The organism is Streptomyces europaeiscabiei (assembly GCF_001550375.1).
Taxonomy (GTDB): Bacteria; Actinomycetota; Actinomycetes; order Streptomycetales; family Streptomycetaceae; genus Streptomyces; species Streptomyces europaeiscabiei.
Genome location: NZ_LRTR01000218.1, coordinates 1 through 11,071, shown reverse-complemented (window position 1 = coordinate 11,071; position 11,071 = coordinate 1). Strand labels below are relative to the sequence as shown.

9 protein-coding genes, 1 pseudogene and 1 riboswitch are annotated in these 11,071 nt (G+C 71.5%); of the genes and pseudogenes, 6 read left to right on the top strand and 4 right to left on the bottom strand.

The window, feature by feature from the left end:
- Both AWZ10_RS10775 and AWZ10_RS10770 read left to right on the top strand, forming a co-directional pair.
- Window positions 1-593: pseudogene (locus tag AWZ10_RS10775) on the top strand (NAD(P)/FAD-dependent oxidoreductase); the annotation flags it as partial.
- A gap of 275 nt (window positions 594-868) precedes the next feature.
- Window positions 869-1,675: a Cof-type HAD-IIB family hydrolase gene (locus AWZ10_RS10770; protein WP_037693778.1), complete on the top strand. Its 807-nt coding sequence runs from the start codon at window positions 869-871 to the stop codon at window positions 1,673-1,675.
- Between the two features lie 167 nt (window positions 1,676-1,842).
- Here AWZ10_RS10770 and AWZ10_RS10765 read toward each other — a convergent pair whose 3' ends face one another.
- On the bottom strand, window positions 1,843-2,595 hold the full coding sequence (locus AWZ10_RS10765) for a LysM peptidoglycan-binding domain-containing protein (protein ID WP_046705646.1): 753 nt from the start codon (window positions 2,593-2,595) through the stop codon (window positions 1,843-1,845).
- A 2-nt stretch (window positions 2,596-2,597) separates the two neighbouring features.
- Window positions 2,598-2,809, bottom strand: a riboswitch (cyclic di-AMP (ydaO/yuaA leader).
- A 642-nt stretch (window positions 2,810-3,451) separates the two neighbouring features.
- Between AWZ10_RS10765 and AWZ10_RS10760 the strand changes: the two genes are divergently transcribed.
- From AWZ10_RS10760 to AWZ10_RS10745, 4 genes are all read left to right on the top strand, one after another.
- On the top strand, window positions 3,452-4,462 hold the full coding sequence (locus AWZ10_RS10760; RefSeq protein WP_046707246.1) for a polyprenyl synthetase family protein: 1,011 nt from the start codon (window positions 3,452-3,454) through the stop codon (window positions 4,460-4,462).
- 791 nt (window positions 4,463-5,253) lie between these two features.
- Entirely contained in the window at window positions 5,254-6,621 is a 1,368-nt protein-coding gene (locus AWZ10_RS10755) for a LolA family protein (RefSeq protein ID WP_060890951.1), read from the top strand.
- Between the two features lie 70 nt (window positions 6,622-6,691).
- A complete protein-coding gene (locus AWZ10_RS10750; protein WP_060890952.1) occupies window positions 6,692-7,684 on the top strand; it encodes an ABC transporter ATP-binding protein in 993 nt (330 codons plus the stop codon).
- The gene (locus AWZ10_RS10745; RefSeq protein ID WP_060890950.1) at window positions 7,671-8,642 is read left to right on the top strand and encodes an ABC transporter permease; all 972 of its coding nucleotides are present in this window, start codon (window positions 7,671-7,673) and stop codon (window positions 8,640-8,642) included. Before AWZ10_RS10750 ends, AWZ10_RS10745 begins: the two co-directional genes overlap by 14 nt.
- A 6-nt stretch (window positions 8,643-8,648) precedes the next feature.
- Here the strand turns inward: AWZ10_RS10745 and AWZ10_RS10740 are convergent, their stop codons facing one another.
- The 3 genes from AWZ10_RS10740 to AWZ10_RS53605 all read right to left on the bottom strand — a co-directional run.
- Window positions 8,649-9,257 (bottom strand): flavodoxin family protein, encoded by a 609-nt coding sequence (locus tag AWZ10_RS10740; protein WP_046708800.1) that lies wholly within the window; start codon window positions 9,255-9,257, stop codon window positions 8,649-8,651.
- 78 nt (window positions 9,258-9,335) lie between these two features.
- On the bottom strand, window positions 9,336-9,887 hold the full coding sequence (locus tag AWZ10_RS10735; protein ID WP_046708801.1) for an NUDIX domain-containing protein: 552 nt from the start codon (window positions 9,885-9,887) through the stop codon (window positions 9,336-9,338).
- The coding region (locus AWZ10_RS53605; RefSeq protein WP_244172456.1) for an amidase family protein at window positions 9,884-11,071 on the bottom strand (1,188 nt) is incomplete at its 5' end. The genes AWZ10_RS53605 and AWZ10_RS10735, both read right to left, overlap by 4 nt.

The window sequence follows — 11,071 nt, the reverse complement described above, 5'->3', positions numbered from 1 at the left end:
CGCGGGTGCGTGTGGTGGCGCGCGGCCGGGGCGCGGTGGCCTTTGGCGCGCCCCCGTGGAACCAGCCACGGCTGCGCCCCGAGTCGCCGTTCGGGCGGGCCTGGTCGCTGTACGCGCTCTCCTATTACCCCCACCCGTACCGGTACCTGCCCGCCACCACCCGGCACTTCCTGGTCCGCCGGGTGCTCGGGCCGCTGGGCGCGTGGTGGCTGCGTGAGCGGTTCGAGGGGCGGGTCGAGGTACGGGAGGTGGACCGGATCGTGCGGGCCGGTGTCGTCGACGGGCGCCCGCTGCTGGCCCTGCGGGGGCACGAGGGCCGTATCGAGGAGGTGGCCGCGGACCATGTCATCGCGGCGACCGGGTACCGCGTCGACCTCGGCGCGATGGGCTTCCTCGGGCATGAACTCCGTACGGAGCTGGAGGTCAGCCGGGGGACACCGGTGCTCGGGGCCGGCTTCCGGTCGTCGATACCGGGGCTGTACTTCACGGGGTTGCCGGCGGCCGCGTCGTACGGGCCGGTGATGCGGTTCGTGTGCGGGACCGAGTTCGCCTCGCCCCGGTTGGCCCGGCATCTCGCGGCGGCGCACGGGTGAGCCGAATCCGGGATGAGCCCGGGTGGGAGCGGTGGGTCGCGAGGTGCGGGGGTGCGGGGGGTGTTCGCGCCCAGCCGGCGGAGCCGCATGTCGATACGGCCCCGCGTCCCGTTCAGGGCCTGCGGCCGCCTCAAGCGGCGCGACCCCCGTCCGACTCCGTGAACTCGCGTTCGGGCAAGGGGTGTTGACATGGCGGCACCGTGGGGTGGTCGGGATGCCGGACGTCGTCCGGTTCGCGTCGAACCGATGGGGCGCCGCATCCGTATTCTCTGATCATGGCCGCTCCCACCGCATATTCACTCATCGCCACTGACCTGGACGGAACGCTCCTGCGCAGTGACGACACGCTCTCCGACCGGTCCCTCGCCGCGCTGGCGCGGGCCACGGAGGCCGGTGCTCAGCATCTCGTGGTGACGGGACGGCCGGCACCGAGAGTCCGACCACTGCTGGAGGACCTCGGCAGCAGGGGGCTCGCGGTGTGCGGGCAGGGCGCGCAGTTGTACGACCACGGCGCGGACCGGCTGCTCTGGTCCGTCACCCTGGACCGGGAACTCGCCGAGACCGCGCTCGGCAAGATCGAGGCGGAGGTCGGACAGGTGTACGCCGCCGTCGACCAGGACGGGGTAGACGGACTCACCCTGATCGAGCCCGGCTACCTCATGCCGCACCCCACGTTGCCCGCCGTACGGGTGCCGCGCCGGGACGACCTGTGGTGCGAGCCGATCAGCAAGGTGCTGCTGCGCCATCCCTACCTGTCCGACGACGAGCTGGCCTCGGCGGCGCGCATGGCGGTCGGTTCGCTGGCGACGGTCACCATGTCGGGGCCCGGCACCGTCGAACTCCAGCCATGCGGCATCACCAAGGCGACGGGCCTCGCCCTGGCCGCCGACCATCTCGGACTGACGCCGGACCGGACCATCGCCTTCGGGGACATGCCCAACGACATCCCGATGTTCGACTGGGCCGCGCACGGGGTCGCCATGGCCAACGCCCACCCCGAACTCAAGGCCGTCGCAGACGAGGTGACCCTCTCCAACGAGGACGACGGCATCGCGGTGGTGCTGGAGAAGCTCTTCCCGTGACGGCTCTTTCCGTGACGGCCCCTCCGTGAGGGGCTCCTGGGCTCCTCCTGTGACGGCTCCTGCGTGAACCGTCCTTCGGTGAACGGTTGCTCCCGTGCATGACTGTTCCCCTGGGCCCGCCGGCCCAGGGGAACAGTCACGCACGGGAGGAAGGGGGAGCCGGAGGCTCAGTACGCGCCGAAGACGTTGTCGATCGAGCCGTACCGGTCGGCGGCGTAGTTGCACGCCGCCGTGATGTTCGCGACCGGGTCGTAGGGGTCGTACGGGGTGCCGGACACGTGGTAGGCGGCGAACGTCGGGTCGATGACCTGGAGGAGGCCCTTCGACGGGGTGCCCGCGGCGGCGTTGGAGTCCCAGTTGTTGATGGCCTGCGGGTTGCCCGACGACTCGCGGATGATGTTGCGGTAGATCCCGTTGTACGTCCCGGGAATTCCCTTTTGCGCCATGATGTCCAGCGACTCGCGGATCCAGCCGTCGAGGTTGTTCGCGTAGGTCTTGACCGACGCCTGCGTGGCCGTGGAGGCCGTGGACGCCGTCGAGGACTTCTGCGCAGTGGACGACTTCGTCGCGTTCACCTTCAGCTTCAGGCCCGGCCGGATCAGTGCCGGGTTGTCGCCGATGGTCGTGCGGTTGTCCTTGTAGAGCCGCTGCCAGCCGCCCTTGGTGTGGTGCTTCCGCGCGATGGAGGAGAGCGTGTCACCGGAGACCACGGTGTACGTCCGGGAGGCGGGCTGTGCCGCGGCCGGGGCGGACTGCGGCGCCGACTGTACGGAGGTGGCGGCCTGGGCCGGGGCGGCGGCGTTCGCGGTCGTGGCGACCGTGAGCGGGAGGGCCAGTGCGGCCCCGCCCGTTCCGGCGGCGATGATGCCACGGGTCAGCGCGTTGCTTCTGGGGCGGCGGTGTTTGCCTTGTGCGGGCATGGTGAATTCCTCTCCGTCGCCTGCGGGGTGAGCTGTCGGGTTCGGGCTGGAGATGCCCGGCCGTGCGTGTCGTCCCGGCGGTCGCTGTGCGTGCGGCGTCCGCTGGGCGTACTGCGCGTGGCTTCACCCCAAGCCGGTCCGAATGGGGAAAATCGGACCGACGGCTTACCTGGGTCCCCCGCTCCTGCCGTGCGTGGATGAGTGGTGATGGGTGGGGAGTCCGGGGCGGCGGCAGGATTCGGCGGTCCGTCCGGACGAGGTGTGAACGTATGCGAGAGCACACGACCGGAACAAGTCCTGATTTGGCGCTTTGATCCAGTTGACCTTGAGTTTGATGTGATTCGGCCCCTGGCTCCGGGTGGCTTTCGCGGCTCAACTTGCCTACCGCAAAGGGAAAGTCGCCGACGTGGGGCGAAGGGTCCGTGCGGGGCGCTCGTGACCCAACTCACGGGAGGAGTCGGGTGAAGTGCTCCGTAAGCGGCAAATCGGTCAACTCGGGCTGGCTGGGTGGGGTGTATATGGGTGGAAAACGGCGGGTGTGCGGGCGCGGATCCGGTCGGCAGGGGGCGTGTGGGCGTCTCCGGGGGAGGGGCGGGTACCCGGGGCGGGCCGTCGAGGGCGGGTCCGGCACGCGCGTCGGTGGATATCGGCGCGTATCAGTTGATCAAGAATATGAGGAGTGTGGTCCCCTACTGCCTGGGGCGAACCCGTGGGCGCTCGTGGTGATCGAAAGGTGACCGGATACGCTGACTCGGGTGATGACAGCGACAGATCGACAAACTTTGTCATCGACTGTGAGAGCGACCTAGACCGACCGTGTGACCGTCATCAGACGTCAGCAGACAGGAGAACCCTCGTGACCGTCGTCGAGCCGTTTGGGCTGAGCGCGCGGGACCAGGCTCTCGAAGCCGATGTCCAGGCCGGAATGGCGGCCGTCGAGGAGGGTCTGCTGGAGGCGACCAAGAGCGCGGTCCCGTTCATCCAGGAGGCCGCCCAGCATCTGCTGCGCGCGGGCGGCAAGCGGTTCCGGCCGCTGCTGGTGATGCTCGCGGCGCAGTTCGGCGACCCTTACGCGCCGGGTGTCGTGCCCTCGGCGGTGGTGGTCGAGCTGACGCATCTCGCCACGCTGTACCACGACGACGTGATGGACGAGGCCGAGGTGCGCCGGGGTGTGCCGAGCGCCAACGCCCGCTGGGACAACTCCCTGGCCGTGCTGACCGGTGACTTCCTCTTCGCCCGTGCCTCGCACGTCCTCGCCGACCTCGGTCCCGACGCCGTCCGCATCCAGGCCGAGGCCTTCGAAAGGCTGGTCACCGGGCAGATCCTGGAGACCGCCGGGCCGCGCGACGGACGCGACCCGATCGACCACTACCTCGACGTGCTGGGCGGCAAGACCGGGTCGCTGGTCGCGGTCGCCGGGCGGCTCGGCGCGCTGATGGCGGGCGCCGACGAGACCGTGGTCGACGTGCTGACCCAGTACGGGGAGCGGCTCGGCGTCGCCTTCCAGCTCGCCGACGACGTCCTCGACATCGCCTCCGACTCGCACGAGTCCGGCAAGACGCCCGGCACGGATCTCCGTGAGGGTGTGCCGACCATGCCGGTGCTGCGACTGCGTGAGCGGGCGGGGCGACTGGGACTGCCGGACGACATCGCCCTGTGCGAGCTGCTCGACTCCGACCTCACCGACGACGCCCGCCACGCCGAGGCGCTGGCCCGACTGCGCGTCCACCCCGCGCTTGAGCAGGCCCGTCGCGACACGGTCCGCTACGCGGAGGAGGCGCGGGCCGCCCTGGCGCCGCTGCCGGAGTGCGACGCGAAGGCGGCGCTGGTGGAACTGTGCGACGCGGTGGTGCACCGCGCGGGTTAGTCCCGCCCGCTCTGCCGGACCCGTCCGGCACCACGCCGGTCGGCCATCGCCCGCTCTGCCGGACCCGTCCGGCACCACGCCGGTCGGCCACCGCCCGCTCTGCCGGACCCGTCCGGAGGGCTATGGGATCTTTCGTGGCGCATGCCCGTGTCGCGGGGTCCGATGGCCCTCGGCATCGCGCCGGCCGCCGCGGCCGGTGACGCCGTCCGGTGCCGCCACCGTGGTCCCGGCGGTCACGGACAGCCAAAGCCGGGGGACGGCCAGGAGATCGCGGTGCGGCACAGCACGGCCCGTCGGCACGTTCGCCTGGTGCCGCGCCGGTTCCGGGCGGTGCGCGGGTGGCTCGACGTGATGGCCCCCCGGTCGCCGCAGGGCGGTCACCGGGTCGGTCACCAGGCCGGTTCTCGGGAGGGTGGTCGCCGGGAGGGCGGGGCACCGGATCGCTCGTCTCCAAGCCACCGCACGGCGACCGCGACAGTCCCGAGTCGCACCTCAAGGTCACACAACCGGCAAACACCGCCGGCTGCCGCCGAGCACCGCCGGGATCCTCCGGCTCCGCACCCGCCGGCGCTGTCACCCCTGACGACCCCTACGGGGTGCGGGGATGCGCCGCCTCGCCTTGTCGTACCGCGCGGGTCGCCATGTCATCCCGTAGCAGTACACGGAGTTGAGCCCCGAGTCTGACGATTCCCGTCGGCCGATTTGGTCAGATGGGTATCACCACTCCTCACCGATTCGGGTGAGAATGGCGGCTACGAGTAGACGCCGCCGACGACGGAGGTAAGGCACACATGGCACCGTACGAAACCGACGACAGCGCCCGGTCCGGCAACGCCGCCGCGCTCGCGGCCGAGGCCGAGGAGACGCGTTCGGCACGACGACGCAAGGCCGCGCGGTACGTCGTCCCGGTCACCGTGCTGGGCGTGGCCGCGGCGACCATCGGGCTCGTCCCGGCCTTCGCCGGCTCCGGTGACCCCGATCTGCCGAAGATCAGCGCGCAGGAACTCATCGAGAAGATCGCCGCCTCGGACGTACAGCAGGTGTCCGGCACGGTGAAGATCACCACGGATCTGGGCCTGCCCGACCTGGGCGGTCTCGTGGGCGGCCTCGCCTCGCAGGCGCCCTCCGGGGGTGACGGCGGATCGGCCGCCGACCCCTCCGCCAAGCTCCTCGAACTCGCCACCGGCACCCACACGTTGCGGGTCGCCACCGACGGCCCCGACAAGCAGAAGCTGTCGCTGCTGGACGACGCCGCCGAGTACAGCGTCATCCACAACGGCGACGACCTGTGGGCGTACGACAGCGCCTCGAACGAGGTGTACCACGCGAAGGACGCCGGCGAGGGCAAGGACCAGCGAGCCGGGAAGGACGTCCCCGGCACCGCCGAGGACGTGCCCGCCACGCCGCAGAAGCTCGCCGAGGAGGCCCTGAAGGCCGTCGACGACACCACGTCCGTGACCGTCGACGGGACCGCGCAGGTCGCCGGACGGGACGCCTACAAGCTGGTGATCAAGCCGAAGCAGTCCGGTTCGACGGTCGGGGCGATCTCGATCGCCGTCGACTCGAAGACGGGGCTGCCGCTGAAGTTCACGCTCACCCCGGCGAGCGGCGGCGCGGCCGTGGTGGACGCGGGCTTCACGAAGGTCGACTTCGGCAAGCCGAGCGCCTCGACGTTCGACTTCACTCCGCCGAAGGGCGCGAAGGTCACCGAGGCCGACGAGGCCGGGAAGTCGGGCGACCACGAGTCCGGGTTCGGTGACTCCGTGTTCGAGGAGTCCGGCAAGAACGGCGCGTCCAAGGACGGCAAGGACGGCAAGGGAATCGAGGAACGCAAGGGCTCCAAGGGCCCCGAGGGTTCTGAGGAGGAGTTCGCCAGCGGCCTCGACGGCCTGAAGACCATCGGCAAGGGCTGGAGCACCATCGCCGAGTTCGACAGCGGCGCCGAGGGCGGCATGCCCACCGGCGGCGGCGACTCCTCCGGCGACGCCCGGGTCGACGGGTTCCTGAACTCCCTCGGCGACCAGGTCAAGGGCGAGTTCGGCTCGGGTACGGTCTTCAAGACCCGGCTGATCAACGTGCTCTTCACCGACGACGGCAAGGTGTACGCGGGTGCCGTCACCAAGGACGCGCTGGTGAAGGCGGCCAACGCGGCGAAGTAGCGACGCCCGGCCGGTGGGCCGGGACGGCGACACCGCCGTCCCGGCCCACCGGCCGTACCCGAGGGGAGCCATGACCGACGCAGCCATTCACACCCAGGGGCTGACCAAGACCTTCCGCGGCGGCCAGGTGGCCGTGGACCACCTGGAACTGACGGTTCCCAGCGGCAGCGTCTTCGGCTTCCTCGGCCCGAACGGCTCGGGCAAGACCACCACCATCCGCATGCTGATGGGTCTGATCGAGCCGACCTCGGGCACGGCCCGGGTCCTCGGCCTGCCCATGCCGCGCGCCACCCGGACCGTCCTCCCGCACGTGGGCGCACTCATCGAGGGGCCCGCCCTGTACGGGTTCCTCTCCGGCCGCGACAACCTGCTGCGCTACGACTCCGCCGACCCGACCGCCGACCCGCGCACCCGGCGTACGCGGGTCGCGGCCGCGCTCGACCGGGTGGGGCTCGCGGCAGCCGCCGGCAAGAAGGCGAAGGCGTACTCGCTGGGCATGAAGCAGCGGCTGGGCCTCGCCTCGGCGCTGCTCCAGCCGCGCCGTCTTCTCGTCCTCGACGAGCCGACCAACGGGCTCGATCCGCAGGGCATGCGGGAGATCCGGTCCCTGGTACGGGAGCTGGCGTCCGACGGCACCACCGTCTTCCTCTCCTCGCACCTGCTCGACGAGATCGAGCAGGTGTGCACCCATGCCGCCGTCATGGCCCACGGCCGGCTCCTCATCCAGGGCCCGGTGGCCGAACTGGCCGCCGGCGCGCGCGGCCGCCTCGTCGTCACCACCCCCGACACGGCGGACGCGGCCAGGGTGCTCAAGGAGCAGGGCGTCGGGGATGTGGTCGTGACGCAGGGGGACGGGGCCGCTGGGGCTGGGGTCGGCGGGGTCGGGGCCGGCGTGGGGGGCCGGGTGACGGCGGAACCGCCACCGCCCGACCGCGACCTCGCCGAACTGAACGCCGCACTGGTCACCGCGGGCGTTCGCGTCCGCGGCTTCGTCCTCGAACGCGCCTCGCTGGAGGACGCGTTCGTGGCGCTCACTGGGGAGGGCTTCGATGTCGCGGGTTGATACGTCGGGGGAACGGGCGCCGGGGGCCGGCACGTCCGGTGGCGGAGCGACGCCGGAGGAAGCGGCGTCCGAAGCCGCTTCGCCCACCGTCGCCACCCGTACACCCAGCCTCCTGTGGACCTTCGGGCTGTTCCGCAGCGAGTTGGTGACGACCTTCCGGCGGTGGCGGACGATCGCGCTGCTGGGTGTGCTCGCGGCGGTGCCGGTCCTCGTCGGGATCGCGGTGCGGATCGAGACGGGTGGCGGGTCGGGCGGCGGACCGGGCGGTGGGGGCGGCGGTGGCGGCGGGCCCGCGTTCATCGCGCAGATCACCAACAACGGGCTGTTCCTGGTGTTCACGGCGCTCGCCGCGACGCTCCCCTTCTTCCTGCCGATGGCGGTCGGTGTGATCGCCGGGGACGCGATCGCGGGCGAGGCGAACGCGGGCACCCTGCGCTATCTGCTGGTCTCACCCGCCGGCCGGACCCGGCTGCTGCTCACCAAGTACGCGGCGACCATGACGTTCTGCCTGGTCGCGACCCTCGTCGTGGCAGCCTCCGCACTGGCGGTCGGAGCATTGCTGTTCCCTCTCGGGGATCTGACGACGATCTCCGGTACGCGGATCAGTTTCGCCGAGGGCCTGGTGCGGGCGCTGCTGATCGCGCTGGCGGTGGCCGCGTCACTGATCGGGATCGCGGCCCTGGGCCTGTTCGTCTCCACCCTCACCAACAGTGGCATCGCCGCGATGGCCACCACGGTCGGGCTGCTCATCACCGTGCAGATCCTCGACCAGATCCCCCAGCTCGACGCCCTCCACCCGTACTTCTTCTCCCACTACTGGCTCTCCTTCGCCGACCTCATGCGCGAGCCGGTCTACTGGGACGACCTCCAACGCAACCTCGGCCTCCAGGCCCTGTACGCGGCGGTGTTCGGGTCGGCGGCGTGGGCGAGGTTCACGGCGAAGGACATCACGGCCTGACGTCGCTCAGGCGGCAGCCGCGTGGGTGTCCGCGTCCGTGTCGTACGGAAAGCGCGCGAACGGCGGTTCCCCGGTGAGGAACGTCTTCGCGCGGGTCAGTGCCGCGGTGTCGCGGAGTACGTCACCGGGCTTGCTGCCGTTGCCCAGCAGGACTCCGCCGAAGCGCATGCCCAGGTACGCGGCGGAGTTGTTGAGCGTCCCGATGAGCGGCTCGGCGACCTCCTCCTCGTAGTGGGCGAGCGCGGTGACGCCCCAGAGGGTGCGGCCCGCCATCGTCTCCTTGAAGTCGAGACCCGGGGTGCGCAGCCACCCCGACCAGTGGTCGAGGTACCGCTTGACGTGGGCGGACACGGAATACCAGTACAGCGGCGACACGATCACGATGTCCGTGGCCGCGAGCGTGGCGTCCAGCAGCAACGCCCTGTTGTCGCCCTCCGGCCGTACGTGGTCGCTGTCGCGACGCAGGTCCTCGAAGTCCGGCAACGGGTGCTCCGCGAGGTCCAGCCAGCGCTGTTCGACCCCGTCGGGCAACTGCTCGGCGGCCGCGCGGGCCAGCATCTCGGTGTTGCCGTCCGACCGGCTGCTGCCGAGGACGAACAGGAATCGGCGGGTCATGGGGTCCCCCCTGGGTATGTGGCGCACGACGATTACACGCATGCACAATATATGCGCACGCATGCATTGCCAAGGGGGTCACTCACGTGCGGTCGGCCCCGGAGGCGGCAGTTCCAGCAGCAGGGCCATGACGCCGACGAGGGTGGCGCTGCTGACGATCTCCCGGCGGGTGATCAGGCCGGGCACATCGGTCAGGGGGATCCACTCCAGGCGGTCCGACTCGTTCTGTTCCGTGGGCTCGCCGATACGCCGGGCGTCGTCCGTGCGGAACACGAAGTGCCGGGTGTCGGTGATCCCGGCCGCAGGCTGGGTGTGGAGCAGTTCCCGCAGCGACCCCGGCCGCCACCCCGTCTCCTCCTCCAGCTCCCGCGCCGCCGCCTCCTCGGGCCGCTCCCCGTCCTCGACCAGACCCATGGGCAGCTCCCAGGCCCAGGTGTCCGTGACGAAGCGGTGGCGCCACATCATCAGGACCCGTCGGCGGTCGTCCACGGCCGCGGTGACGGCGAGGTCCCGCAGCCTGACCACGTGGTAGTCGCCGCGCGTGCCGTCCGGCCGCTCGACGTCCAGTGAGCGCAGCCTGACCCACGGGGTGTCGTGGAGTGTGCGTTCGCCGTGGACGGTCCATCTCATGCCGGGGTCTCCGTTTCCGGGTCGGGGTACTCCAGGACGGCCTCGGCGGCTTCCGCCACACGCAGCAACAGGGCCTCGTCGCCGTGCCGCGCCACCAGCTGCAGGCCGACCGGGCAGCCGTCGGAGTCGAAGCCGGCCGGGATGCTCGTGGCGGGATGCCCGCTGAGGTTGAACGCCCAGGTCAGAGCCGTGGAGTAGCGGTCACCTGGGCCGTCGTGACCGTGGGGCGCGTTGGGTGTGGTGGGGGTGAGGACCAGGTCCACCTCGGCGAAGAGGGCGGCGAGCCGCCGGTCGTTCTCGGCGCGGAGTTCCTGGGCGGCCTGGAGGGGGGCCGGGTGGGCGTCGGGAGTCGGTGCGGCGCGGAGGGCGAGCCAGGCCGGCGCGGGGTCCTCCAGGCGGAGCGGATGCCGATGCGGATGCTGCTTGGGCGGACCCGGCTGCGGCTCGGGCGGGTTCGCCGCCCGCGAGGGAGGGGTGCCCTGGTGGACGGGCGGGTGTGCCTGGCGTACTGGCGGCCGCACGAGTCCTGTGAGTCCTGTGAGTCCCGTGAGTCCTGTGAGTCCCGTGAGTCGTACGAGACCGGCGTCCGCGAGGCGGAGTACGGCGCCGTGGGCGATCGCGGCGGGCTCGGGATCGGTGTCGGCGAAGCCGAGGTCGGCCGACCAGACGGCGACGGGGGGAGATCCGTCGGCCGCCTGTGTCACTTCAGCCGCCGCAACGGCTCGCGTCGTTCCGGTCGTCCCCGTCGTCCCCGCCGCGTACGGCTGCTCCGCCGCGTACGGCTGCTCCGCCGCGTACGGCTGCTCCGCCGCGTACGGCTGCTCCGCCGCGTACGGCTGCTCCGCCGCGTACGGCTGCTCCGCCGCGTACGGCTGCTCCGCCGCGTACGGCTGCTCCGCCGCGTACGGCCGCTCCGCCGCGTACGGCTGCTCCGGCCCGTCGTGCTTCGTGCCGCCGCTTCCCCTGTCTCCCGAACCCTGCGCGTCTCCCGCTTGCGTCACGCAGCGCCAGTACGCCGCCGCGTCCGACGCGTAGCGGGTGAGGACGCCGGCCGCCGCGAGGCCGGTGCGGTCGGGGGAGGGCAGGCGCCCGTTCGTGGTCTTCAGGCCGACGACGCCGCACCACGCGGCCGGGATACGGACCGACCCGGCGCCGTCCGTGCCGGTCGCCATCGGCACCAGGCC

What these genes read in the sequence shown, in the direction of transcription:
- AWZ10_RS10770 (WP_037693778.1), top strand. Translation starts at nt 869, where the DNA reads ATGGCCGCTCCCACCGCATATTCACTCATCGCCACTGACCTGGACGGA.
- AWZ10_RS10765 (WP_046705646.1), bottom strand. Translation starts at nt 2,595, where the DNA reads ATGCCCGCACAAGGCAAACACCGCCGCCCCAGAAGCAACGCGCTGACC.
- AWZ10_RS10755 (WP_060890951.1), top strand. Translation starts at nt 5,254, where the DNA reads ATGGCACCGTACGAAACCGACGACAGCGCCCGGTCCGGCAACGCCGCC.
- AWZ10_RS10750 (WP_060890952.1), top strand. Translation starts at nt 6,692, where the DNA reads ATGACCGACGCAGCCATTCACACCCAGGGGCTGACCAAGACCTTCCGC.
- AWZ10_RS10745 (WP_060890950.1), top strand. Translation starts at nt 7,671, where the DNA reads ATGTCGCGGGTTGATACGTCGGGGGAACGGGCGCCGGGGGCCGGCACG.
- AWZ10_RS10740 (WP_046708800.1), bottom strand. Translation starts at nt 9,257, where the DNA reads ATGACCCGCCGATTCCTGTTCGTCCTCGGCAGCAGCCGGTCGGACGGC.
- AWZ10_RS10735 (WP_046708801.1), bottom strand. Translation starts at nt 9,887, where the DNA reads ATGAGATGGACCGTCCACGGCGAACGCACACTCCACGACACCCCGTGG.